21 protein-coding genes and 1 pseudogene are annotated in these 24,454 nt (G+C 47.1%); 16 read left to right on the top strand and 6 right to left on the bottom strand.

Features of this window, described 5'->3' with window-relative positions; all coding sequences use genetic code 11:
• Nucleotide 1: 1 nt before the first annotated feature.
• Nucleotides 2-1,111: a DNA-processing protein DprA gene (gene dprA / locus WJM94_RS20945; protein ID WP_444496112.1), complete on the bottom strand. Its 1,110-nt coding sequence runs from the start codon at nt 1,109-1,111 to the stop codon at nt 2-4.
• Between the two features lie 178 nt (nt 1,112-1,289).
• Nucleotides 1,290-2,354 (bottom strand): annotated as a pseudogene (locus tag WJM94_RS20940) (LysM peptidoglycan-binding domain-containing protein); the annotation flags it as partial.
• 138 nt (nt 2,355-2,492) lie between these two features.
• Here WJM94_RS20940 and def point away from each other — a divergent pair.
• The 6 genes from def to WJM94_RS20910 all read left to right on the top strand — a co-directional run bounded on the left by def (nt 2,493) and on the right by WJM94_RS20910 (nt 8,851).
• Nucleotides 2,493-3,011 carry a peptide deformylase gene (def, locus tag WJM94_RS20935; RefSeq protein ID WP_444496111.1) on the top strand — a complete coding sequence of 173 codons (519 nt, stop codon included), beginning with the start codon at nt 2,493-2,495 and terminating at the stop codon, nt 3,009-3,011.
• A gap of 33 nt (nt 3,012-3,044) precedes the next feature.
• A complete protein-coding gene (fmt, locus tag WJM94_RS20930) occupies nt 3,045-3,992 on the top strand; it encodes a methionyl-tRNA formyltransferase (RefSeq protein WP_444496110.1) in 948 nt (315 codons plus the stop codon).
• A 79-nt stretch (nt 3,993-4,071) separates the two neighbouring features.
• Nucleotides 4,072-5,355, top strand: a complete 1,284-nt coding sequence (gene rsmB / locus WJM94_RS20925; RefSeq protein WP_444496109.1) for a 16S rRNA (cytosine(967)-C(5))-methyltransferase RsmB — start codon at nt 4,072-4,074, stop codon at nt 5,353-5,355.
• Between the two features lie 63 nt (nt 5,356-5,418).
• Nucleotides 5,419-6,795: a Trk system potassium transporter TrkA gene (trkA, locus tag WJM94_RS20920; protein WP_444496108.1), complete on the top strand. Its 1,377-nt coding sequence runs from the start codon at nt 5,419-5,421 to the stop codon at nt 6,793-6,795.
• Between the two features lie 9 nt (nt 6,796-6,804).
• A complete protein-coding gene (locus tag WJM94_RS20915) occupies nt 6,805-8,250 on the top strand; it encodes a TrkH family potassium uptake protein (RefSeq protein WP_444496107.1) in 1,446 nt (481 codons plus the stop codon).
• Nucleotides 8,251-8,275: 25 nt separating this feature from the next.
• Nucleotides 8,276-8,851 carry a DUF3157 family protein gene (locus WJM94_RS20910; RefSeq protein WP_444496106.1) on the top strand — a complete coding sequence of 192 codons (576 nt, stop codon included), beginning with the start codon at nt 8,276-8,278 and terminating at the stop codon, nt 8,849-8,851.
• Between the two features lie 48 nt (nt 8,852-8,899).
• Here WJM94_RS20910 and trhA read toward each other — a convergent pair whose 3' ends face one another.
• On the bottom strand, nt 8,900-9,553 hold the full coding sequence (gene trhA / locus WJM94_RS20905; protein WP_444496105.1) for a PAQR family membrane homeostasis protein TrhA: 654 nt from the start codon (nt 9,551-9,553) through the stop codon (nt 8,900-8,902).
• A gap of 69 nt (nt 9,554-9,622) precedes the next feature.
• Nucleotides 9,623-10,435, bottom strand: a complete 813-nt coding sequence (locus WJM94_RS20900) for a sporulation protein (protein ID WP_444496104.1) — start codon at nt 10,433-10,435, stop codon at nt 9,623-9,625.
• A 300-nt stretch (nt 10,436-10,735) separates the two neighbouring features.
• On the opposite strand from WJM94_RS20900, the gene WJM94_RS20895 reads away from it, so the two are divergent.
• The 5 genes from WJM94_RS20895 to WJM94_RS20875 all read left to right on the top strand — a co-directional run bounded on the left by WJM94_RS20895 (nt 10,736) and on the right by WJM94_RS20875 (nt 14,664).
• The gene (locus WJM94_RS20895) at nt 10,736-10,903 is read left to right on the top strand and encodes a hypothetical protein (protein ID WP_444496103.1); all 168 of its coding nucleotides are present in this window, start codon (nt 10,736-10,738) and stop codon (nt 10,901-10,903) included.
• Between the two features lie 111 nt (nt 10,904-11,014).
• Nucleotides 11,015-11,281, top strand: a complete 267-nt coding sequence (locus WJM94_RS20890) for a YihD family protein (RefSeq protein ID WP_444496102.1) — start codon at nt 11,015-11,017, stop codon at nt 11,279-11,281.
• 284 nt (nt 11,282-11,565) lie between these two features.
• Complete coding sequence (ccoG, locus tag WJM94_RS20885; protein ID WP_444496101.1) at nt 11,566-12,987, top strand: cytochrome c oxidase accessory protein CcoG; 1,422 nt, start codon at nt 11,566-11,568, stop codon at nt 12,985-12,987.
• A 54-nt stretch (nt 12,988-13,041) separates the two neighbouring features.
• Nucleotides 13,042-14,028: a serine/threonine protein kinase gene (locus WJM94_RS20880; RefSeq protein WP_444496121.1), complete on the top strand. Its 987-nt coding sequence runs from the start codon at nt 13,042-13,044 to the stop codon at nt 14,026-14,028.
• A gap of 33 nt (nt 14,029-14,061) precedes the next feature.
• Nucleotides 14,062-14,664, top strand: coding sequence for a thiol:disulfide interchange protein DsbA/DsbL (locus WJM94_RS20875; RefSeq protein ID WP_444496100.1), 603 nt, complete (start codon nt 14,062-14,064; stop codon nt 14,662-14,664).
• A gap of 46 nt (nt 14,665-14,710) precedes the next feature.
• Here WJM94_RS20875 and WJM94_RS20870 read toward each other — a convergent pair whose 3' ends face one another.
• Nucleotides 14,711-15,601 carry an acyltransferase gene (locus WJM94_RS20870; RefSeq protein ID WP_444496099.1) on the bottom strand — a complete coding sequence of 297 codons (891 nt, stop codon included), beginning with the start codon at nt 15,599-15,601 and terminating at the stop codon, nt 14,711-14,713.
• Between the two features lie 247 nt (nt 15,602-15,848).
• Here WJM94_RS20870 and WJM94_RS20865 point away from each other — a divergent pair, with 247 nt between their 5' ends.
• Entirely contained in the window at nt 15,849-16,808 is a 960-nt protein-coding gene (locus WJM94_RS20865; RefSeq protein ID WP_444496098.1) for a DUF2860 domain-containing protein, read from the top strand.
• Between the two features lie 45 nt (nt 16,809-16,853).
• On the opposite strand, the gene WJM94_RS20860 is transcribed toward WJM94_RS20865, so the two are convergent.
• A complete protein-coding gene (locus WJM94_RS20860; RefSeq protein ID WP_444496097.1) occupies nt 16,854-18,377 on the bottom strand; it encodes a YifB family Mg chelatase-like AAA ATPase in 1,524 nt (507 codons plus the stop codon).
• Between the two features lie 468 nt (nt 18,378-18,845).
• On the opposite strand from WJM94_RS20860, the gene ilvG reads away from it, so the two are divergent.
• The 4 genes from ilvG (at nt 18,846) to ilvA (ending at nt 24,429) form a co-directional block, all read left to right on the top strand.
• Nucleotides 18,846-20,492 (top strand): acetolactate synthase 2 catalytic subunit, encoded by a 1,647-nt coding sequence (gene ilvG / locus WJM94_RS20855; protein WP_444496096.1) that lies wholly within the window; start codon nt 18,846-18,848, stop codon nt 20,490-20,492.
• An 11-nt stretch (nt 20,493-20,503) separates the two neighbouring features.
• Nucleotides 20,504-20,788 carry an acetolactate synthase 2 small subunit gene (gene ilvM / locus WJM94_RS20850; RefSeq protein WP_444496095.1) on the top strand — a complete coding sequence of 95 codons (285 nt, stop codon included), beginning with the start codon at nt 20,504-20,506 and terminating at the stop codon, nt 20,786-20,788.
• Between the two features lie 249 nt (nt 20,789-21,037).
• The gene (ilvD, locus tag WJM94_RS20845; RefSeq protein ID WP_444496094.1) at nt 21,038-22,879 is read left to right on the top strand and encodes a dihydroxy-acid dehydratase; all 1,842 of its coding nucleotides are present in this window, start codon (nt 21,038-21,040) and stop codon (nt 22,877-22,879) included.
• A gap of 2 nt (nt 22,880-22,881) precedes the next feature.
• A complete protein-coding gene (gene ilvA, locus WJM94_RS20840) occupies nt 22,882-24,429 on the top strand; it encodes a threonine ammonia-lyase, biosynthetic (RefSeq protein WP_444496093.1) in 1,548 nt (515 codons plus the stop codon).
• Nucleotides 24,430-24,454: the final 25 nt, after the last annotated feature.

Raw genomic sequence — 24,454 nt, 5'->3', positions numbered from 1 at the left:
GCTAGCCCCTCCCCTTACGAATATAGCCACCTGAAACTGCAACAATATGCCCAGAGAGCTCAAGCTCTAAGAGCTGCATCATGACTTCCTGGACAGGTATATTGGTCCTGTTTGCAAGAATATCAACCGGTGTAGCCTCACTTCCTACGTTAGCTAACAGCTGAGGAAATGGCAATTCTTCTTCATCATTTAACATAGAAAATAAATCTAAGCTCTGATTAACAGACCAGTCGAACAAGGACTGTATTTCATCAAGCACGTCTTTGGTTTTTTCTACGAGGCAGGCACCATGACGAATCAAATGATTACCACCACTGGCATTTGGCGCATTAATCGAGGTTGGCAAAGCAAAGACTTCTCGTCCCTGCTCAAGGGCATAGCGCGCTGTAATCAAAGAGCCGCTTTTCTCCGCAGCTTCCACGACCAAAACACCCAGCGACAACCCGCTGATGATTCGGTTTCGGCGCGGGAAGTGCTCAGCTCTGGGTTTTGCATGAGGGCGAAATTCTGAGACCAGAGCACCATTTTCTGCGACTCTCTGTGCCAGTCCGCGATGGCGGGCAGGATAAATATTCTTTAGCCCAGAGCCAAGTACAGCAATTGTCTTACCGCCCGCTGTAAGAGCCCCATCATGAGCGTGACCATCAATCCCCAAAGCCAATCCACTGGTAACGAAGAGATCATTGTGAACAAAGTCTGCGGCAAAATGACGAGCATGCTGCAAGCCGTCAATACTCGCGTTACGACTTCCTACTATGGCAATCTGTGGCTGAGACAAACAGATTTGATCTCCTTGAACAAACAGCAATGGTGGAGGTGCAACAATCTGTTTGAGTAAAGGAGGATAGAGCGGATCGTCTAAGGTCAGAATATGATGACTTGAAGAGAGAGATCTCCACGCGAGACAAGCATCAACCTCTTTATCGACTGAAGCCCAAGCCTGAAGTTGCTTCTGGCTTAAACCAAGATGTTGTAAGTATTCATGAGAGGAATTGACAATATTTCTGGGGGTATCTTTGGCCAGAAGCTGATTCATTCTGACCCCGCCTATGCCTGGCAAGCAACTTAGCTTTAACCAGGCAATCAGGTCATTCTCACTGAGTTGTTTCATCTGTGTCTGACACTTCCGTGACTGGCACTTCTGTAACCGGATCTTCTGCCACTGGTTCTTCTGTTGCCGAAACTTCCGTAAATGACTCTTCTGGCGATGATTCTTCTGTCGCCGACACTTCCGCAACTGACTCTTCTGGCGCTGGTTCTTCTGCCGCCAACACTTCAGTAAATGGCACTTCTGTCAGTGGCGAAACCACCGTTATCTCATTATTGATTGGTTTAGTACTGTTAGTGATCAAAGCTAAGCTGAAGTATTCATAAGGACGAATCACCAGCAACTCACCCACTTTACGTTGTGGCAGGATGATTGCTTTATCGAACAAGCTAACCTCTTTCTTAAAACCGTCGCCATCTTGATATACCGGGTTAGCGTTCTCTTTTAAGTCAAACACGCTACCTTGTTTCAAGGAATCGGCCGTTCCTTTATCAATCACAACAACCTGATTAGTGGAGCTAAAGCGGATACCTTCAATATTACCCAGTAATCTAGCAGAGGTGCCATGAGGTGAAGGCAATGGATAGAATGTCGTGGAAAAGCCTCCGCTTTCTATCTTCTGATTTGGCAGAGCAATGTCATTTCTAAGGATTTCTTGCAGCTGCGAGGTGATCTTCAAGCCAGAATATTCTTCTGATGCCTCTACCAACTCTCCTTTTGCAATCAAGCGCAATGCGGTTATTTCCTTTGATATATCTTCTCGGGAAAAAGTCTCCACAGGACGGTAAATCGCCCACTCCGTCGCCGTTTGCTCACCACTGATATACAGCACATCTTCAGCGGTAAGATATTTACTGCCCTTAGTACTGCCCATAACCTTGAAGGCGCTCTCCAAAGTCTCTTCATCCACCAGTCGATCAGAGCTGAGATAAGGCATAACTAAGCCTTCAGCCACAGTTGGGACGGCTTTCTTTTCGGTTATACGAGCTTTTGGGCTCAGCTTCTTAACGGGTTTTAAGCTGAGTACTGGCTGTCCGTTAATCCACACCAAAGACAATTTATCGCCGGGATAAATTAAGTGCGGATTATCTATCTCTGGGTTTACTTGCCACAAACGTGGCCACAACCAAGGACTATCCAGATACATTGCCGAAATATCCCACAAGGTGTCACCTTGCACGACAACATAAGTCTGTGGTGCATCAACTTTAACAGCGAGTGGGTTGGAATCCGCGCCAGCGGCGGCATTGAGAGAGAAAAATAACGGCAACATAATACTGGAAACGTTGCGAAAAATTCGTTTCATGACCCTCGTCCTTGGTCTGTTAAGCAGTAATCAGAATGGAAATTAATGCAAGGATGCTGTCATTTAGGTCATAAAATGTCTAGAATTGAGCCAACAAGGTTTGTGCTGTTTCGGCACAGTTCAATATTTCGAGTGAATATGTCTGTATTACAAGTATTAACATTTCCAGATGATCGCCTGCGCACAGTCGCGAAGCCTGTTGAAGCGGTGACACCTGAAATTCAAAAAATCGTCGATGACATGATCGAAACCATGTACGACGAAGAAGGTATTGGCCTTGCTGCAACGCAGGTTGATATCCATCAGCGTATCGTAGTGATTGATATTTCAGAAACTCGTGATGAGCCAATGGTGCTTATCAACCCTGAGATTCTGGACAAGCGTGGCGAAGATGGCATTGAAGAGGGCTGTCTATCCGTACCAGGTGCTCGTGCACTTGTACCTCGCGCGGCTGAAGTTACAGTTAAAGCACTGGATCGTGAAGGCAAAGAATTTACCTTTGACGCTGACGACCTGCTAGCGATTTGTGTTCAACACGAATTGGATCACCTACAAGGCAAATTGTTTGTTGATTATCTATCGCCACTGAAGCGTAAGCGCATTCAGGACAAACTGGCGAAGATCAAACGCTATAACGAGAAGCAGCTAAGCGCTTAATCGCGAACCATACCAATAAGAAGGAAGTCTACCTTGAGTCAGTCTTTACGTATTGTCTTTGCAGGTACTCCGGATTTCGCCGCCCGTCACTTGGCGGCGATATTGTCTTCGGAGCACGAAGTAATTGCAGTTTACACTCAACCAGACCGCCCTGCGGGTCGCGGAAAAAAATTGACTGCAAGCCCGGTAAAAAACATCGCACTAGAACACAACATCCCGGTTTATCAGCCTGAGAACTTCAAATCAGATGAAGCTAAGCAAGAGCTTGTTGATCTGAATGCCGATATCATGGTGGTTGTGGCTTATGGCCTTCTGCTGCCACAAGCGGTATTAGACACACCTAAGCTAGGTTGTATCAACGTACACGGTTCTATCCTGCCTCGCTGGCGTGGTGCCGCACCAATCCAACGCTCAATCTGGGCTGGCGATGCAGAAACTGGTGTAACCATCATGCAGATGGACATCGGTTTAGACACAGGTGATATGCTGAAAATCGCGACGCTGCCAATCGAAGCGATCGATACCAGTGCATCGATGTACGAAAAGCTTGCCGAGCTTGGTCCGCAAGCATTGATTGACTGCCTGACCGATATAGCAACTGACAAAGCAGTTCCAGTTAAGCAAGATGATGAGCTCGCGAACTACGCGAAAAAGCTCAGCAAAGAAGAAGCTCGCATCAACTGGAGCGACGACGCAGCACATATTGAACGCTGTGTACGTGCATTCAATCCTTGGCCTATGAGCCATTTTGAAGCGGCTGAAAACAGCATAAAGGTTTGGCAAAGCCGTGTGTCTGAACAAACCAGCTCTAAGCCAGCTGGCACGATTATTCAGGCAGACAAAACCGGTATCTACGTGGCAACCGGCAATGGCGTATTGGTTTTGGAACAACTGCAGGTTCCGGGTAAAAAAGCGATGCCAGTTCAAGATATTCTGAACTCACGAGCCTCTTGGTTTGAGGTTGGCACCCTGCTGATTTAAGCCATACTAGGGTCTATTCCCTTATTAATACGAACTTTTAGAGGGCAGAGATGCCCTCCTTTAATTTAAGGTACTCATCATGAATGTTCGCGCTGCGGCTGCCAACGTCTTGTATCTTGTCGTCGACAAGGGCCACTCTCTTTCCAGTGCTCTTCCTGCGGCTCAACAAACCATCCGCCCTCGTGATCACGCTCTTCTGCAAGAGATCTGTTACGGTGCGCTTCGCTACCTACCTCGCTTAGAAACGATCGCCAGCCAACTGATGGATAAGCCGCTTAAAGGCAAACAACGTGTATTCCATCACCTGATCCTAGTTGGACTTTATCAACTGAGCTTTATGCGTATTCCTGCTCACGCAGCTGTTGGCGAAACCGTTGAAGGCACCAAAGATCTTAAAGGCCCTCGCCTGCGTGGTCTGATTAATGCGGTGTTACGTAATTACCAACGCAATCAGGAAGAGCTTGACGAGATTGGAGTCAGCAACAACGCTGGTAAATATGGCCACCCAAGCTGGTTACTCAAACTGCTACAAGAAGCTTACCCACAGCAATGGGAAAGTATTGTTGATGCCAATAACCAAAAAGCACCGATGTGGCTGCGAGTAAACCACCAGCATCACACTCGCGATGAATATCTGGCACTACTCAAAAATGAAAACATTGAGGCCACACCGCACACAGAAGCGATGGACGCGCTAAAATTGGCAGCGCCATGCGATGTGACCAAACTGCCTGGATTTGAGAAAGGTTGGGTATCGGTACAAGATGCAGCGGCTCAGTTGTCGATTAACTACCTGAAACCAAAAGATGGTGAACTGATTCTGGATTGTTGCGCAGCACCAGGCGGAAAGACAGCACACATTCTTGAACGTACATCTGGTAGCGAAGTGGTCGCGATTGACTGTGACGACACCCGCCTGAAGCGAGTACATGAAAACCTGAAGCGTCTCAATCTTCAGGCAAAAGTAGTTTGTGGTGATGCGCGTAATCCTCAAGAATGGTGGCAAGGTGAACAATTTGACCGTATCTTGTTGGATGCTCCGTGTTCTGCGACGGGCGTCATTCGCCGTCATCCGGATATCAAATGGCTACGACGTGCCGACGATATCGCGGCATTAGCAGAGCTGCAAAGTGAAATTTTCGACGCTATGTGGACACAGCTAAAACCAGGCGGCACAATGGTTTACGCAACTTGCTCAATTACTCCACAAGAAAACATAGAGCAAGTGAAAGCATTTTTAGCTCGCACCACTGATGCGAAATTGCTGGATTCAGATCCCGAACAGCCTGGTCGTCAAATTCTACCAGGCGAAGAAGATATGGATGGTTTCTACTACGCAGTGCTAACCAAAACACACGCGTAACAGCATGCTAAATAGGGCGATTGGAGTCATTCAATCGCCTTTTTCAGATAACGAGAAAAGAGTATGAAGATCATTATTCTTGGTGCTGGTCAGGTTGGCGGCACACTGGCAGAAAACCTGGTTGGTGAGAACAACGACATCACCATCGTCGATAACAACTCTGACCGACTGCGTGAACTGCAGGACAAATATGACCTGCGCGTGGTCAACGGCCATGCGAGTCACCCGGATGTACTGCACGAAGCGGGCGCACAAGATGCCGACATGCTGGTTGCGGTAACCAACACTGACGAAACCAATATGGCAGCATGTCAGGTTGCCTTCACTCTGTTTAACACCCCTAACCGTGTCGCACGTATCCGCTCCCCAGAGTATCTGGCAGAAAAAGAAGCATTGTTTAAGTCTGGTGCCATCCCAGTCGATCACCTTATCGCACCGGAAGAACTGGTAACCAGCTATATAGAGCGTCTGATACAATACCCTGGTGCACTACAGGTAGTAAGCTTTGCTGAACAGAAAGTCAGCCTGGTTGCCGTAAAAGCCTATTATGGCGGGCCGTTGGTGGGTAATGCGCTATCCGCACTGCGCGAGCATATGCCTCACATTGACACCCGTGTGGCGGCGATATTCCGTCAAGGCCGTGCAATTCGTCCGCAAGGCACGACCATCATTGAAGCAGACGATGAGGTGTTCTTTGTCGCGGCAAGTAATCATATCCGCTCAGTGATGAGTGAGCTACAGCGCCTTGAGAAGCCTTACCGTCGTATTATGATTGTCGGTGGTGGTAACATCGGTGCAAGCTTAGCAAAACGCTTAGAACAGACCTACAGCGTGAAATTAATCGAGCGCAACTACCAACGTGCAGAAAAACTGTCAGAGCAACTCGCCAACACCATTGTATTCTGTGGTGATGCGGCAGATCAGGAGCTTCTGACCGAAGAAAATATCGACCAAGTCGACGTATTCATTGCCCTGACCAACGAAGATGAAACCAACATCATGTCAGCCATGCTGGCAAAACGCATGGGTGCGAAAAAGGTAATGGTGCTTATCCAGCGCGGAGCTTATGTCGACCTCGTGCAAGGTGGTGCGATTGATGTGGCAATTTCGCCTCAGCAAGCGACCATTTCCGCACTTCTGACTCACGTTCGTCGTGCCGATATTGTTAACGTATCTTCTCTGCGTCGCGGTGCCGCTGAAGCAATCGAGGCTATCGCCCATGGTGACGAGACCACATCGAAAGTGGTTGGTCGAGCGATTGGTGATATTAAACTGCCACCGGGAACGACAATTGGCGCAATCGTTCGTGGCGAAGAGGTACTCATTGCTCACGACCGCACCGTCATCGAACAAGATGACCACGTCGTGATGTTCCTGGTCGACAAAAAATACGTACCAGACGTCGAAGCTCTGTTCCAACCGAGCCCATTTTTCCTCTAGGATTCTCCAATGGTCAACTTACGTCCCGTACTGTTTGTTATCGGGCTGGTTTTATCCAAACTGGCTCTTTTCATGTACGTGCCTACTTTGGTCGCTTTCTTAACTGGTACGGGCGGATTCCTCGACTTCGCCCAAGCCGTTGTGATCACCCATGTTGCTGCATTTTTCTGTCTGACGGTCGGTCGAACGACCGATTTCAAACTCAGTGTGCGCGATATGTTTCTCATTACAAGCTTGGTCTGGACCATAGCCAGTGCATTCGCAGCACTGCCATTTGTGTTCATTAACCACATCAGCTTTACCGATGCCTATTTTGAAACTATGTCAGGAATCACCACCACAGGTTCGACCGTACTGAGTGGCTTAGACGACATGGCGCCAAGTATCTTGTTGTGGCGCTCGATTCTGCAATGGCTTGGCGGTGTTGGGTTTATCGTAATGGCCGTAGCTGTCCTGCCCATGCTTAACGTCGGTGGTATGAAACTGTTCCAAACCGAATCTTCCGACTGGTCTGATAAAAGTAGCCCAAGAGCCAAAACCGTGGCGAAAAACATCGTGCTGGTCTATCTGATATTAACCGGGCTGTGTATTGGCGGTTACATATTGACAGGCATGAGTGTATTCGAGGCTATCAACCACTCGTTTACCACCCTATCGACTGGTGGGTACTCGACTTCTGACGGCTCGATGAATCACTTTTCGAATGGCGCGCACTGGGTAGCAACTACGTTTATGTTTCTGGGTGGTTTGCCTTTCCTGCTGTTCGTTGCCGCTTTACGCAAACGTCGTATTGATATCCTGCTAAAAGATGCACAGGTACGCGGCTTTGCTTATCTGTTCCTCTTTTCAAGTCTGGTCGTTGCCACCTGGCTGGTTTTTCGCGACGGTTACACCATGTCAGATGCACTGCGTGTGTCTATGTTCAACATCGTATCCGTCGTTACTACGACCGGATTTGGTTTGGAAGACTTCACCGCTTGGGGTGCATTACCAACAACTCTGTTTGCCTTTTTGATGATTGCAGGTGCCTGCTCGGGCTCTACAGCAGGCGGGATAAAAATATTCCGCTTCCAGATCGCGATGACCCTGTTGAACAAGCAGATGCTTAAATTGGTTCACCCTTCCGGTGTGTTTGTCCAACGCTACAACCAACGCCCTGTGAACGACGATATTGTACGTTCAGTGGTTGCGTTTGTTTTGATGTTCTTTATCACCATTATAGTAATTGCAGGTTGTTTGAGTGCGCTGGGTTTAGATCCAGTCACCAGTATCTCGGGTTCCATCACCGCAGTCGCAAACGTCGGGCCAGGCATGGGATCAGTGATAGGCCCTAAAGGTAACTTCGCCCCATTACCCGATACCGCCAAGTGGCTGTTAAGTTTTGGGATGTTAATGGGTCGTCTGGAAATTCTGACTATCCTTGTGTTGTTCTTTCCGGCATTCTGGCGCCGTTAAACCCTATCAAACAAAAGGTACAACAATGAAAACGTGGATTACTTTGGCCACCCTGCTGGCCACTTCATCGGTATATGCTGCCGAGGTCGTTACCTTAGCTGATGGACGAGAAGTTAAATTAAATGATGACTTTACTTGGGAGTATGTGGTTAAGAGCAATGCATCAAAAGGCAAAGCGGTAACAACATCTACTAAGATCGCCGTAACGCCAGCGATTGCGACGATTCCCGTTGTAACTAAAACCGTCGGAACAACACTTATCGTCAATGCGAAAAAGCCAACCATGCAACTGTCTGATTCTGGTGTGGATATCTTGATTGGCTCTGCGAGCTACGAAGGTGGGGAACTGATTTTACCAACCTCTATCACCAACCAGAGTTCTCAGTCTGTGATTCAGATTGAAGTAGAAGTTCAGGTGTTCGATATGTCGGGTAAAGCGCTGACAAAAGAAAATGTTATCGTTTGGCAGTCCATTAAACGTATGGCTGAGACTTATCTTCGCCCGCAACAAGCTGAGCAAGGTAAGCGCATCAAACTGGCTGTGCCGCAATCTCCACAATACCAATTCTCGGCAAAAGTCGTAGAAGTACAAACTCGCTAAAAATCAGCACATTCCGAGCCGATTTAGTCCTTGTTAACAAACCAACGGTTAAATCGGCTCGACAAAGTAATAAATCGCAAAGAAGTGGCATACACATCCCGCCAAAACAAAACCATGCCAAATCGCGTGATTGAATGGAATGCGCTTAGCCACGTAAAAAATAACACCAAGAGAATAGATCAAACCACCTACCGCTAGCAGCGTCAGACCACCGATATCCAAGGTGATCGCCAACTCATAAATCACAATAAGCGATAACCAGCCCATAACCAGATAGCTCGTCAGCGACAGATGCTTGAAGCGGTGAATAAATGCAACTTTCATGATGATACCAATGAGAGCAATAGTCCAAATCACTATCATCAGCCCAATCGCAAGAGGCGTACGTAAACTCACCAGCAAAAATGGCGTATAACTACCTGCAATCAATAAATAGATCGCACAGTGGTCAAAGGTCTTCAGCCAGCGTTTGGCTTTAGGGTGCGGAATAGAATGATAGAGTGTTGAGGCGAGAAACAGCACGATAATACTGGCCCCGTATATCGCCATACTGGTTATCGTCAGGGTATCTGCCTGCTGATCTAACGATCGGATTAACAGCAGAATCAGGCCAACAATACCCAATATCATCCCGATTCCATGAGTGACAGAATTAGCAAACTCTTCACTCTGACTGTATTGAGGTTTGTGTGGCGATGACATAAATGCACCTATACTAGAGCGAGCGTGAATTTTCACTCTAGTATGGCACATTAAGAGTACACGTGTAAGCTAAAATTCAGAGTCGTGCGTCGCCGTGGTTTGGTCCAGAAAATTAAGCACGAGCTCTCCGACTTCTTCAGGACTGGTCGTTACCGGAATCGTCAATTCTCGATTGAGCTTGCCACTGCCTAGCAAACTCGCAAGCATGCCGCCAGTCCCACTGCGAGTCCGGTCAACTTCAAACCATAATTTCAGCTCTTCTTCGCTTCGATGCGCTACAAATTCCAGTTCACGCCATACACCATGGTACGGACCATCGGTTGGCACCATTTCAAATTCCTGAACAAATGGCAGGTCGAAGCCTTTTACTTCTTCACATTCGACTTGGCGAATACGCAGCCCTTGCGCTTCAAATGCAGATAAAATCGCATCCATAAGCGGGTCCGGTCTAATCGTAAGGATATCTTTGTCTGTGGGATCAAGCGCTGCGGCAACATCTAAGCCCGTTTCCAGCCACACTTTCGCATCACCGATAGTTACGGGAGTATTCCAAGGGACATCGAGCTTAACATCAAAGGTGCGCTCTTCTGTGGAATGTATAACAAATGAATAAGGGAGGCTCCACTCGGCTAAGATATGAGCTTGCGGCACTCGACGCATGCTGTGCCCTTCTCGAGATCCCCTGTCATCAGGAGCCTCTGCGATATAGCGGCAACAGAGTTTCAGGTCGATGTTATCGATCTTTTGTTCTGTCGAACCACCATAAACATGGATTGACACATCCACACTTTGACCGGGGTATATCACATCCTGATTCAGAACTGAGTCGACCTTAGCACTGCCGATCCCAAAACTCGCAAGTGTCTTCTTTAAAAATGACATACACACCTCCTTTATCGAGATCTCATACTACTACTGCTGATCACGGGATCAAAACAAATTTTTGTATTCATTCGCTATCAAATTTAACAAAATCGAAAGAATTCAACTGTTCAAGTATCGACCAATTATAACAAGGGTGCTAACCTAATAACTGATATGTATGCATATCGTTAACCCTGACTCATTAACTGGATTGGCGAGAGCCAAAAGAGCAAAGCTTTCAGTAATTTGTTGAAGTTAGCTCATAGTGATTCAGGTCATAACATCGGCAATGGATATGCCTGGCAGTTAGGTAATTGAATGCGCCCAACAACAGTCAGGTTCGCACACACCAATAGTAGTGCAATGCGCCGTCGCAGTGGTTTTGCTGCTGCACCAAAGGCACGTCAAGTTGCGCCAGCTATGACAATGGTTGAGAAAAACGCGGTAACACCGAAAGCTCCGTCCAAAGTTATCAAAGCAGCTTAATCAAAAGCGCGGTATCTACCGCGCTTTTTCTTTTCCACTCCTCACCTATTTGTCTTCTCCATGCAATTTGATACCTTAAGCAAAATACCTATAAAATTTGTGGAGAAAGAAATGAAGTGTCATCGTATTGAAGAACTGCTCGAACTATTAGAGCCGGAGTGGCATAAAGACCAAGACATGAACCTTATCCAGTTCATTATCAAACTGGCTAAAGAAGCGGGTTATAACGGTAAGCTGGAAGAGCTCACCGATGATGTGCTTATCTACCACCTTAAAATGCGTAACAGCAGTAAAGATGAAATGATCCCAGGCTTGAAAAAAGACCAGGAAGACGATTTCAAGACCGCGATTTTACGCGCCCGTGGCATCATCAAATAAAGCGCTAAGACAACGCCTACTCTCTTAAGCGACTCATTTGAGTCGCTTTTTTGCAACTGAATAAGTGAGATAAAAGAAAGTGATAACTGTTCAGCCAATTATCAGGTTAACTGTACTGATTTTTGTTGTTAAACATTGACTGCGTTAAAGAAAAGGAAATGTTATTGATCGTATAATCGCCGTTTATCAGTATTAACTAAAATAGTTAACGAATAGCAATGTCATCGAGCGACATCACCAGAAATGACGCCGTACATTATAAAAAGCCTAAGAAGGATGAGTGCATGAGTCAGGATAAGATTGATATTAAAGATGTGACTCCCAAAACCTTTAACCCAAAAACTCATAAAGGAGATGGGGATCGTTTTAACCCTAGCAATCGTATCTATGTACGTGAAAGTAAAGGAACCTATCAAAAACTGAGACGCTACGGCGGCTGGTTTTTGCTGCTACTCTTTGGTTTGACACCATGGATCTCTTACGGAGAACGCCAAGCCATTCTGCTTGATATCGGTAATCAGCAATTCAACTTTTTTGGCACCACGCTTTACCCACAAGATCTTACCTTACTTGCGCTGCTGTTTGTGATAGCGGCATTCGGCCTGTTTTTCATTACGACCTTTTTAGGTAGGGTCTGGTGTGGTTACCTTTGTCCACAAACCGTCTGGACTTTCATGTACATCTGGTTTGAAGAGAAACTCGAAGGCAGCGCCAATAAGCGTCGTAAACAAGACGCCAACAAGTTAACCGCCAACCTAGTGATGCGTAAAACGCTCAAACACATCGCCTGGTTTGCGATTGCACTCGTCACTGGTTTTACTTTTGTCGGTTACTTCGTGCCAATGAAGCAACTCGTGATCGATTTCTTTACTTTTAGTTCCAGCTTCTGGCCAGTTTTCTGGGTGATGTTTTTTGCTGTCTGTACCTACGGTAATGCAGGTTGGATGCGTTCTATCATGTGTATTCACATGTGCCCTTACGCACGTTTCCAGTCTGCGATGTTCGACAAAGATACCTTCATCGTTGGCTACGACACCAAGCGCGGTGAACAACGCGGTCCGCGCTCACGTAAGGCAGATCCGAAACAACTTGGCCTGGGTGACTGTATTGACTGTGATTTGTGTGTGCAAGTGTGTCCGACGGGTATCGATATTCGTGATGGATTACAGTATGAATGTATCAACTGTGGTGCCTGTATTGATGCATGTGACCACACCATGGATCGCATGGGTTATGAGAAAGGGCTGATCAACTACACCACAGAGCACCGCTTATCAGGCAAAAACACCAAAGTTCTGCGTCCTAAGCTGCTTGGTTATGGTGCGGTATTCCTGATTATGATTGGCTTATTCTTTGCTCAGATTGCTTCCGTGGATCCTGCCGGCATGAGCGTGATTCGTGACCGTAACCAGCTGTTCCGCGTCAATAGCTCGGGTGAAGTAGAGAATACCTACACCCTTAAAGTGATCAACAAAACCCAGCAAGTGCAGGAATACCAACTGGATGTGAAAGGCATGAGCGATGTGAGTTGGTATGGTAAACAGACCATTCAGGTACAACCAGGTGAAGTATTGAACTTACCAATGAGTCTTGGCGCAGATCCTGACAAGCTAAACTCTGCGATCACTACAATTCAGTTTATACTCACCGATAAGAGCAACGATTTCACCATCGAAGTGGAAAGCCGTTTTATCAAGAAACTCTGATCCTAGCTTCGATGACTAATGGAAAAAGGCTCAGCAATGAGCCTTTTTATTTATATGTCCCAAGGTACGTTTAACTTTGACGCCCTTACCCCAGATTTCATGTGGTATGCGTTAGAAAGCATCGGTATTCGAGCAGAATCTGGCTTTCTCCCCCTCAACAGTTATGAAAACCGCGTTTATCAGTTTACTGATGAAGAGCGCCGCCGTTATGTCGTTAAGTTCTATCGCCCGGAACGTTGGAGCGATGAGCAAATTCAGGAAGAACACGACTTCACCTTAGAACTGATCGAAAACGAAATCCCTGTCGCACCACCAGTTTTACTCAATGGTCACACTTTACATCACTACAAAGGTTACGGCTTTGCGCTGTTTGAAAGCGTCGGCGGGCGTCAGTTCGAAGTAGATAATTTAGAGCAACTGGAAGGAGTTGGAAGATTCCTCGGCCGTATCCATAAAGTTGGCAGCAGAAAGACCTTTCAACATCGACCAAGCATCAGCTTACAAGAGTATCTCTACGAACCGCGTGAGATTTTGCAAAGCTCAGACATGATCCCCATGCATCTGGAGAATAGCTTTTTCAATGACTTAGATATGCTGATCAAATCCATCGAAAGCCACTGGAAAGATGACTTCAACGCCATTCGTCTGCATGGTGACTGCCACCCGGGCAATATCTTGTGGCGTGACGGCCCTATGTTCGTCGATTTGGATGATGCTCGTAACGGACCTGCGGTACAAGATTTATGGATGCTGCTCAATGGTGAGCGTCAGGATAAGCTGATGCAGCTGGATATCGTTATGGAAGCATATCAGGAGTTTTGTGATTTTAACTCAGCAGAGTTGAAACTAATCGAACCACTTCGCGGTCTACGAATGGTGCACTATATGGCATGGTTAGCAAAACGTTGGCATGACCCTGCATTTCCACTCGCTTTTCCGTGGTTTAATGAGCCAAAATATTGGGAAGGTCAAGTTCTGAGTTTTAAAGAGCAGATTGCCAACTTAGAAGAAGCCCCCCTCTCTTTAATGCCTCAATGGTAAGTCAGCCAAATAATTCAAAATGGAGATATTTAGATGAAAAAGCTGTTCGCACTGTTTTCTATGCTGATGCTGAGCCTATCGGCACAGGCAGCGCAATTCAAAGAAGGTGAACATTACAAGGTATTGGATCTAGAGGCATCGAATAAGCCTGTTGTAACTGAGTTCTTCTCATTCTACTGCCCGCACTGTAATTCGTTTGAACCAGTGATTCAGCAACTTAAGAAAAAGTTGCCTGAAGGTGTGAAGCTACAAAAGAACCATGTGTCATTCATGGGTGGCGCCATGGGTTCGTCGATGAGCAAAGGATTCGCGACCATGGTTGCACTAAAGATTGAAGACAAGATGGTACCGGTGATGTTTAACCGCATCCACAATATGCGTAAAGCGCCACGTGATGATGCTGAACTGCGTCAAATCTTCTTAGATGAAGGGGTAGATGCGAACAAGTTTGACTCAGCATTTAAAGGTTTTGCAGTCGATTCCATGGTCCGTCGTATGGACAAGCAGTTTGAAGACAGCGGCCTGACCGGTGTTCCTGCGGTGATCGTGAACAACAAGTACCTGGTGCAAGCGCAAAGCATCAAAACAACGGATGAGTATTTTGCTCTGGTGAACTACTTACTAGAACTTAAATAACTTTATCTTAATCATACAAAGGGGAGCGAAAGCTCCCCTTTGTTTTCTAAGTCTTTTGTTTTCTGTGTATTTCTTGAAGCAACTGGTCTTTCTCTTCCCATATACCACCTAACCACTGCTGGAATTGACGCTTATATGGTTTGTCGTTGAAATAATCGCCCAGCACTTGTTCATCGACAGGCAGCACTTTCACTCGCACCACAATTTTGGTCATGCGCCCCATCAACATGTCTTTGAATGGCTTGCCAGTGTTCTCTGGGTAAGCCAAAGTCACATCGATAATGTTCTCAAACTGATCGCCCATCGCAGCCAATGTATAAGCGATACCACCAGATTTGGGCTGCAGTAAATACTGATATCCCGCCTTGCTCTGGCGCTGTTTTTCTGCCGTGAAGCGTGTGCCTTCTACGTAATTCACCACCGTTGTCGGGGTGTACTTAAACTTGGCGCAGGAACGACGAGTGGTTGCTAGATCCTGACCACGCTTATGCGGATTGCGGATCAAATATTCACGTGAATAACGGCGCATAAATGGCATATCCAGTGCCCAGCATGCCATACCAATAAAAGGAACGTACAGCAGTTGCTGTTTAAGAAAAAACTTCGGCATCGGGATGCGATCTTTAAACACGCAGCAAAGTACGACGATATCTGTCCAACTCAGGTGATTACTGATCAAGAGATACCAGCCGTCTTGCTTTAGATTCTCACCACCTTGCACGTCCCATTCAACGCGATTGGACAGCGCTAATATCCCCGCATTGACAGTTGACCATAGCCACATCACCTTGTTAGCCGCTTCGGTGCCTTTAGCTTTCAGCTTCGCACTTGGAAGTAAGAGTTTAATCACAGCGATAATGCAAATCGCGATTGAGCAAGTCGCCGAATTGATGATCACAAGAGAAGCGTTAAGAAAAAGTAACAAATATGCCAACATGATAACTAAACAACAATGGTTAGGAATGAATAATAAAACAGCGTGTAATTATACTGTTCCACTGCCACATTGAAATATTTAAGAGAATGGTCTGATTAGTTACGGCATCGCTATACCCCCGCAATACATACTCAAGAAGCATGTTTGTGTTGGCAGACGAAGCAGAAATTTTAAGAACTGCTACTCTAAATTAAAACTCACCCATAGTTCAGATCATGCATTCAACAAATAAAAAAGGAGAGCACGAATGAAACCAAGGCTAACTGTCTTTACTTTGGCCTTTGTCGTCAGCTCAGCTCAGGCTCAGCTCGCTGAAACCGCAGGATTCACCGGAGAGATTGCACTTAACGCAGCATTTGTGACGTCAGAATCTAACTTTAACACCGATAACAGCAAAACCATCGATTCGCTGGATAAAAGTGGTGACAGCGACAGCTCGGTTGTCGCTGCGCCTCTGGGTAACATCGCTTATACCTTCGGTAAGCAACTCAACCAGCAAGTGTATGCAGGTACGGCCCGTTCGGATATCGCTATAGGCACACTTGCTTTTCAGTTAGGTTATCAATACCAATTACCCTCAGGCACAGTGCTCGATGTGTCCTATCTACCAACCTTGTTACATGGAGAAGCGTGGCGTAATCCCTATCAGGTAGGTGTGGCTCGACGCAAAACAGATGAAAGCGGTAACGCTTACCGTTTCCAGATAAAAGGGTTGATTGATAAAAACTTTAACCTCGACCTTGCGTTTGCCGACAAGGAAATTGATAAGGAAGAAGTCACCGATCGCACTCTGGCTCGCGATGCAAAGATCTACTACGTCAGAGGTGATTACCGATATTCACTCGATAGTACTTCTATTCTGCAACCCGCTTTTACGTACATGAATCAAGATGCCGATGGCAAGGCAGAATCGTATGACTCTTATGGGTTTGAGCTGAGCTGGTTTAAGTTCATCAATCGCCACCGCCTTGCTCTCACCGCCAACTATACTCTCCAAGACTATCAATCCAAAAGCCAGACTTTTGATAAGGAACGTAGTAACGACATCATTGGCCTGTTTGCCGCTTATGAATACCAAAACGTATTTGACTGGCAAAACTGGTCGTTCATTTCGTTCGCAGGTTATAACCAAACCGACTCAAACATCACCTTCTACGATGAGAAAGAATATTTATTATCTTTAGGTTTCAACTATCGCTTTAAGTAGGCTGACGGATTCAGTTCTTGTTCAGGCTGATTAATCTGAGAATGATTACACTGACTGAGCAGTCAGCTGTTTCAGTAATCGGTCCATCGCGCGATATCCGAGCGCTTCCGCCAGATGGGAGCGCTCAATCTGATCTGCGCCATCAAGATCCGCAATAGTACGGGCAACTTTGATGATGCGATGATAGGCGCGAATAGACAAACCAAGCCGATGCAAAGCGGTCTCCAGAAACTCTGCATCGTTTTTCTGTAATGGACAAAACGCCTCTATCTCACGGCTACCAAGCAAGGCATTCACCTTACCACTACGACTCAACATGTGACGACGAGCATGGTTGACCCGCTCCTTAACGACGGAGGTAGGCTCACCTCGGTCACCACCTTCAGACAACGTTCCCTTTGGTAAAGCAGGAATTTCCAGCGACATATCGAATCGGTCGAGCAGCGGTCCCGATAAGCGGCCTAAATAGCGCAAAATAGCTTGCGGATTAGTACGCGCTTGATTGCCTTCGTAGTAGCCTGTCGGGCTGGGATTGAGTGCGCCCACCAGCTGGAAGCGAGCCGGAAAGCGGGTTTTACCCTGAGCTCGTGAGATGATGATTTCACCTGATTCGAGCGGTTCTCGTAACGAATCCAGCACCTTGCGGTCAAACTCCGGCATTTCATCCAAGAATAATAATCCATTGTGTGCCAAAGAAATTTCCCCCGGCCTGGGCACCGAACCCCCACCCACCAGCGCCGCCATTGAGCTTGAGTGGTGCGGAGAACGAAATGGCCTTGATTTCCAGTTATGCTCGTTAATATCACTTTGGGTCAGCGACGCCACCGACGCAGTTTCCATCGCCTCTTCATCGCTCATCTCCGGTAACAAATCGCACAGACGTGACGCTAGCATGGTTTTTCCGGTACCTGGAGGTCCAAGAAAAAGCAGGTTATGGTTACCTGCCGCAGCGATCTCCAGAGCCCGCTTTCCCTGTTGCTGACCAATAATATCCTGCAAATCTCGACCATGTTTTTCCGGCGTAATAGACTTTGGTGCCTGATAAAGATTAAGTCGATGTTGACCGCATAACTCTGCGCACACCTCCAATAATGATTGTGCCGACTTATGCTGTTCTTTGCCCACCAGCGCTGCCTGATCGCCATTCGCATTAGGTACCACTAAATGGCGCTGAATCTTGCTCGCAGCCAATGCCGCAGGCAGCACACCTTTTACTGCTCTTAAGCCTCCAGACAATGCTAACTCACCAACAAATTCGTAGTTTTTTAGCTTATCTGTCGCTATTTGTTCCGAAGCTGCCAAAATCCCTAATGCGATAGGCAAGTCAAAACGGCCACCCTCTTTAGGCAGATCCGCCGGTGCCAAATTAACCGTAATACGCTTGGCCGGGAATTGAAAATTGGAATTGATGATCGCACTGCGTACCCGATCTTTGGACTCTTTTACCGTGGTTTCTGGAAGCCCAACCAGAGTAAAGCCTGGCATGCCATTGCTGATATGCACTTCCACACTAACTGCCGGCGCTTCTACCCCGACACTTGCCCGACTATGAATGATTGCCAGCCCCATACGCTCCTCGATTTATTGAACACTATATAAACAAATGTTTTTCTAAGTAGTTATGTTATATACCGCGTCCAATTTCAGAGTTAATGTGAAAAAAGAATGACTTTTTGCTTGTCATGCAGAGGATTTGTGTGATACCACTAATGACGCAAACAATTTCGTAGAACATTACACAACACTTTTTAACTAAATTACGAAAGAACGACAGACAGATGAATCTTTTCGCTTACATTAACTCACTGCTAGCCCTGATTATCGTGGTCATTATTGGCACCGCGCGGGGTATTGTGGGCGAAAGATAACCACAAATTACAAAAAACCCCCGCGCTGAAAAGTCCGGGGGTTTTTTTACAACTACAAGTTGTCATCTGTCTAATCCTTGGACAGTTTAACGGGAAGAATGGGAGTGCACATGATGTGCAATACACATAGTGATAGCTACGAGCCACAACGTAGCAAAGGAGGTTTACGATGACTGGTGCACAACTTGTCGTAGCCGCTTTAAGACAGCAAGGCATCAAGACAGTGTTTGGTTACCCCGGTGGAGCCATCATGCCAATCTACGATGCCTTGTATGACGGAGGTGTGGAACACATCTTATGTCGTCATGAACAAGGGGCTGCCATGGCCGCCATCGGTATGGCACGATCAACTCAAGATGTTGCCGTTTGCATGGCGACTTCCGGCCCTGGCGCCACTAACCTTGTTACAGGCCTTGCCGACGCGTTCCTTGATTCAGTTCCCCTGGTAGCCATCACAGGTCAGGTTGCCAGTTCTCATATCGGTACCGATGCATTCCAAGAAATGGATGTGATTGGTATGTCTCTAGCCTGTACTAAGCACAGCTATCTGGTTACAGAAATTGAAGATCTTGCTCCTACGCTAGCTGAAGCGTTTGAAGTTGCGAAAACTGGCCGTCCGGGCCCAGTCATTGTCGATATCGCGAAAGATGTTCAGCTTGCTCAAACTCCTACAGAATTACTGCCTCCGTACGTAGCACCAGCTATCCCAGATGTCAGCGTTGAAGACATCCAACGCGCACAAGAAGTATTGGCTGAGTCTACTCGTCCAGTGCTATATGTTGGTGGTGGTGTTCAGCTAGCAAAAGCAACCCACGCAGTACGAGAGTTCTTACGCCTGAACCCAATGCCAGCGGTAAGCACTCTGAAAGGCCTCGGCACGATTGAGCGCCATGACCCTCATTACTTGGGTATGTTGGGCATGCACGGCACTAAAGCTGCCAACCTTGTGGTTCAAGAAGCGGACCTACTGATTGTTGTTGGTGCACGATTTGATGACCGCGTGACGGGTAAACTCGATACTTTTGCACCCAATGCAAAAGTAATTCATATCGATATCGATGCAGCAGAAATTCATAAGCTGCGCCACGCAAATGCACCACTACGTGGCGACATCAATACCATTCTTCCTCAGTTAGAGCTGACTCAAGACATCTCACCGTGGGTTCACCATAGTGAAAGCTTACGCAGTGGCTTTAAGTGGCGCTACGACCACCCAGGCGATCCTATCTACGCACCACTGTTACTTAAGCAGCTTTCTGACATGATGCCGGATTCCTCCATCGTTTCCACTGATGTAGGACAACACCAAATGTGGGCAGCGCAGCATATCCAGCCGCGTGAGCCACAAAACTTCATCACCTCAGCGGGTCTGGGCACGATGGGCTTTGGCCTGCCAGCTGCAATGGGCGCAGCAGTCGCGCGTCCGGATGATCAGTCTATCCTTATTTCTGGTGACGGTTCATTCATGATGAACGTACAGGAGTTAGGTACGCTAAAACGCCGCCAAATCCCGGTGAAGATTGTTCTCCTAAACAACCAACGCCTTGGCATGGTACGTCAGTGGCAGTCCCTGTTCTTTGATGGACGACACAGCGAAACCATCCTTGATGACAACCCAGATTTCGTGATGCTGGCAAAAGCATTCGATATTCCGGGAAAAACCATCACCAAGAAAGAAGAAGTGGAACCAGCACTCAAAGAGATGTTGGAAAGCAAAACCGCTTATATGCTTCACGTTTTAATCGACGAAGAAGAGAACGTGTGGCCGTTGGTGCCACCTGGCGCATCAAACAGTGATATGTTGGAAAATACGTAGGAGACAATCACATGGACAGATATTTACTCGACATCAAAGCCGATGACAAACCGGTACTGTTAGAGCGCGTTTTACGTGTGATTCGTCACCGCGGCTTTGTGATCAAACAAGTGGCAGCGACTCAAAACCACGAAAGCAAAGTAGCCAGTGTAGAGATCATCGTCGACAGCGATAGACCTATCTCCTTTTTGATAAACCAAATTGAAAAGTTATGGGATGTTCGTAAAGTTGAGGTACTCAAAATCCGCAACGATGAACTGCCAAACCACAACTTACAGCAACAGGTAAACGCATAAGGTAAGCCATCAATGGCAACGCAAACTACAGAGGTCATTTGGTTTAATAATGAATGAAATGACTCTGTAGGAGAAAGCTGCGGTACCTGTTATAACAATTGACAAAATGGAAATGGGCAGCGGTAAACACGGCCCTAATACTAAAGAACTGCAAGAGGCCTACGATGGCCTATTTAAAGGCACCACAGAAGATAAATGGTGCTGATTAGACTGTGTGTACCCAGAGCAGAATTAAGAAGGAATTAAGAAATGCCAAAATATAGATCAGCAACCACCACACATGGTCGTAACATGGCGGGTGCTCGTGCGTTATGGCGCGCAACAGGTGTAAAGGAAGAGGATTTCGGCAAGCCAATCATCGCCGTGGTAAACTCGTTTACTCAATTTGTACCGGGCCACGTACACCTGAAAGATTTAGGCCAACTTGTTGCTAAAGAGATTGAAGCAGCAGGTGGTATTGCAAAAGAATTCAACACCATCGCTGTGGATGATGGTATCGCAATGGGTCACGGAGGCATGCTTTACTCTCTACCTTCTCGTGAACTGATTGCTGACTCAGTGGAATACATGGTTAACGCTCACTGTGCAGATGCCATGGTGTGTATCTCTAACTGTGACAAAATCACTCCGGGGATGCTGATGGCGTCAATGCGCCTTAACATCCCGGTTATCTTCGTTTCTGGCGGCCCAATGGAAGCGGGTAAAACCAAGCTATCTGATCAGATCATCAAACTCGACTTGGTTGACGCAATGATCCAAGGTGCGGATCCAAAAGTATCTGATGAGCAAAGCGAACAGATCGAACGCTCAGCGTGTCCGACTTGTGGCTCGTGTTCAGGTATGTTTACTGCAAACTCAATGAACTGTCTGACCGAAGCTCTGGGTCTGTCTCAACCTGGTAACGGTTCTCTGCTTGCAACTCACGCGGACCGTAAAGAGTTGTTCGTCAACGCAGGTAAACGCATCGTTGAACTGACTAAGCGTTACTACGAGCAAGACGACGAAACAGCCCTACCACGTAATATCGCGACCAAAGCCGCGTTTGAAAACGCGATGGCACTCGATATCGCCATGGGTGGCTCAACCAACACGGTTCTGCACCTGCTAGCTGCTGCTCAAGAAGGTGAAGTCGATTTCGATATGACGGACATCGACCGTATGTCTCGTCAGGTGCCTCATCTATGTAAAGTGGCTCCATCGACACAGAAATACCACATGGAAGACGTACACCGCGCTGGTGGCGTAATTGGTATTCTTGGTGAACTCAACCGTGCAGGGCTTTTAAACAACCAGTCCAAGACAGTTCTGGGCCTTAATTGGGAAGAGCAACTGGCACAATACGACATCATGCTGACCGATTCGGAAGAAGTGAAAAAATTCTACCGTGCAGGTCCTGCAGGCATCCGTACCACTCAGGCATTCTCACAAGATTGTCGCTGGGATACATTGGATGATGACCGCGCAGAAGGCTGTATTCGTACCAAAGAGAATGCCTTTAGCCAAGACGGCGGTCTTGCTGTTCTTAAAGGTAATATCGCGCTGGATGGCTGTATCGTTAAAACCGCAGGTGTGGACGCAAGCATCCTCAAATTTACCGGCCCGGCAATCGTGTTTGAAAGTCAGGAAGATGCAGTAGATGGCATTCTTGGTGGCAAAGTTAAAGCGGGTGATGTCGTCGTGATTCGTTACGAAGGACCAAAAGGCGGCCCGGGTATGCAAGAGATGCTCTACCCTACGACTTACCTGAAATCGATGGGTCTGGGTAAGGAATGTGCGCTACTGACTGATGGTCGATTCTCCGGTGGTACATCAGGTTTGTCTATCGGCCACGCTTCGCCAGAAGCCGCAAACGGTGGTGCGATTGGTTTGGTGAAGAACGGAGACTTGATTGCGATTGATATCCCTAATCGCAGTATCTCACTTGAGGTTTCTGAACAAGAACTTGCAGAGCGTCGTGCAAAACAAGATGAACTTGGCTGGAAACCTGCAGACCGTCAACGTAAAGTTTCTCTTGCACTTAAAGCGTACGCCAGCATGGCAACCAGTGCTGACAAAGGTGCAGTACGAGACAAATCTAAGCTAGAGGGCTAGCAATGATGGAATCTCAACCCGAAAAGAAAGTGAATCAAACTGGCGCAGACTATCTGCGTCAGATCCTGCGTGCGCCAGTTTATGAGGTCGCTACGGTCACACCGCTACAAGATATGCCCCGCCTTTCTGCAAGGATTGGCAATAACGTGCAAATCAAGCGTGAAGACCGTCAGCCAGTTCACTCATTTAAGCTGCGCGGCGCTTATAACATGGTAGCAAGCTTATCTGAAGAGCAAAAAGCTGCGGGCGTGATTGCTGCTTCAGCAGGTAACCATGCGCAAGGCATGGCGCTCTCAGGCACCAAGCTGGGTATCAAAACCACCATCGTGATGCCAAAGACAACGCCAGATATCAAAGTGGATGCGGTGCGAAGCTTTGGTGGTAATGTCGTGCTGCATGGCAACAACTTTGATGAAGCCAAGGCCGAAGCAGAACGTCTGGCTGAAGAATGCGGCTACACGTTTGTTCCTCCCTTTGATCACCCGTTAGTGATTGCGGGTCAGGGCACCATTGGCATGGAAATGCTGCAGCAAAATGGTCACCTTGATTACATCTTTGTACCGGTTGGCGGTGGTGGCTTAGCTGCGGGTGTAGCGGTACTGGTTAAACAACTGATGCCGGAAATCAAAGTAATTGCTGTCGAACCTGAAGACTCTTCATGTTTAAAAGCAGCCTTAGATGCTGGCGAACCAGTGGTGCTGGATCAGGTCAGTATGTTTGCAGATGGTGTGGCTGTAAAACGCATCGGCGAGGAAACGTTCCGTCTCTGTCAGAAATACATTGATGGTCATGTAGCCGTATCGAGCGATGAAATCTGTGCTGCAGTCAAAGACATCTTTGAAGATACTCGTGCAATTGCGGAACCATCCGGCGCTTTGGCTTTGGCGGGACTGAAGAAATTTGCCGAGAAGAATCAGCTTAAAGGCAAAAACCTCAGTACGGTGTTGTCTGGTGCCAACACCAACTTCCACGGCTTACGCTATGTATCCGAACGTTGTGAACTTGGTGAAAAACGTGAAGGCTTATTGGCCGTTACGATTCCAGAACGCCAAGGTGCTTTCTTTGAGTTTTGTAACCTGATTGGCGGCCGTGCAGTCACTGAGTTTAACTACCGTTACAATGATGACGAACTGGCGAACATCTTTGTCGGTGTTCGACTTCAAGGTGGTCAGGAAGAGCTGGAACACATTATTCGCGATCTGCGAGAAGGTGGCTATCCAGTGGTGGACTTATCCGACGATGAAATGGCGAAGCTACACATTCGCTATATGATCGGTGGCAAACCATCGAAAAAACTGAAAGAGCGTTTGTATAGCTTTGAGTTTCCAGAATATCCGGGAGCGCTGCTGAAATTCCTGAGCACACTCGGTACTCACTGGAACATCAGTCTGTTTAACTACCGCAACCATGGTGCAGATTACGGACGTGTTCTGTGTGGTTTCGAGTTAGATGAAAGCGATTTAGCCCAGTTTTCTGCACATTTACGTGAACTAGGCTATCAGTGCAAAGACGAAACGGATAACCCGTCCTACAAGTTCTTCTTATCGTAGCAGCCTTAAAAAACACCTCGCAAAC

It is taken from the genome of Vibrio sp. YIC-376, assembly GCF_052353105.1.
Taxonomy (GTDB): domain Bacteria; phylum Pseudomonadota; class Gammaproteobacteria; order Enterobacterales; family Vibrionaceae; genus Vibrio.
This window is presented reverse-complemented; position numbering and strand designations above follow the sequence as displayed.

Bases quoted from the DNA above. Each gene is read 5' to 3' on its own strand.
- dprA (WP_444496112.1), bottom strand. From the start codon at position 1,111: ATGAAACAACTCAGTGAGAATGACCTGATTGCCTGGTTAAAGCTAAGT.
- def (WP_444496111.1), top strand. From the start codon at position 2,493: ATGTCTGTATTACAAGTATTAACATTTCCAGATGATCGCCTGCGCACA.
- rsmB (WP_444496109.1), top strand. From the start codon at position 4,072: ATGAATGTTCGCGCTGCGGCTGCCAACGTCTTGTATCTTGTCGTCGAC.
- trkA (WP_444496108.1), top strand. From the start codon at position 5,419: ATGAAGATCATTATTCTTGGTGCTGGTCAGGTTGGCGGCACACTGGCA.
- WJM94_RS20915 (WP_444496107.1), top strand. From the start codon at position 6,805: ATGGTCAACTTACGTCCCGTACTGTTTGTTATCGGGCTGGTTTTATCC.
- WJM94_RS20910 (WP_444496106.1), top strand. From the start codon at position 8,276: ATGAAAACGTGGATTACTTTGGCCACCCTGCTGGCCACTTCATCGGTA.
- trhA (WP_444496105.1), bottom strand. From the start codon at position 9,553: ATGTCATCGCCACACAAACCTCAATACAGTCAGAGTGAAGAGTTTGCT.
- WJM94_RS20900 (WP_444496104.1), bottom strand. From the start codon at position 10,435: ATGTCATTTTTAAAGAAGACACTTGCGAGTTTTGGGATCGGCAGTGCT.
- WJM94_RS20895 (WP_444496103.1), top strand. From the start codon at position 10,736: ATGCGCCCAACAACAGTCAGGTTCGCACACACCAATAGTAGTGCAATG.
- WJM94_RS20890 (WP_444496102.1), top strand. From the start codon at position 11,015: ATGAAGTGTCATCGTATTGAAGAACTGCTCGAACTATTAGAGCCGGAG.
- ccoG (WP_444496101.1), top strand. From the start codon at position 11,566: ATGAGTCAGGATAAGATTGATATTAAAGATGTGACTCCCAAAACCTTT.
- WJM94_RS20880 (WP_444496121.1), top strand. From the start codon at position 13,042: ATGTCCCAAGGTACGTTTAACTTTGACGCCCTTACCCCAGATTTCATG.
- WJM94_RS20875 (WP_444496100.1), top strand. From the start codon at position 14,062: ATGAAAAAGCTGTTCGCACTGTTTTCTATGCTGATGCTGAGCCTATCG.
- WJM94_RS20870 (WP_444496099.1), bottom strand. From the start codon at position 15,601: ATGTTGGCATATTTGTTACTTTTTCTTAACGCTTCTCTTGTGATCATC.
- WJM94_RS20865 (WP_444496098.1), top strand. From the start codon at position 15,849: ATGAAACCAAGGCTAACTGTCTTTACTTTGGCCTTTGTCGTCAGCTCA.
- WJM94_RS20860 (WP_444496097.1), bottom strand. From the start codon at position 18,377: ATGGGGCTGGCAATCATTCATAGTCGGGCAAGTGTCGGGGTAGAAGCG.
- ilvG (WP_444496096.1), top strand. From the start codon at position 18,846: ATGACTGGTGCACAACTTGTCGTAGCCGCTTTAAGACAGCAAGGCATC.
- ilvM (WP_444496095.1), top strand. From the start codon at position 20,504: ATGGACAGATATTTACTCGACATCAAAGCCGATGACAAACCGGTACTG.
- ilvD (WP_444496094.1), top strand. From the start codon at position 21,038: ATGCCAAAATATAGATCAGCAACCACCACACATGGTCGTAACATGGCG.
- ilvA (WP_444496093.1), top strand. From the start codon at position 22,882: ATGATGGAATCTCAACCCGAAAAGAAAGTGAATCAAACTGGCGCAGAC.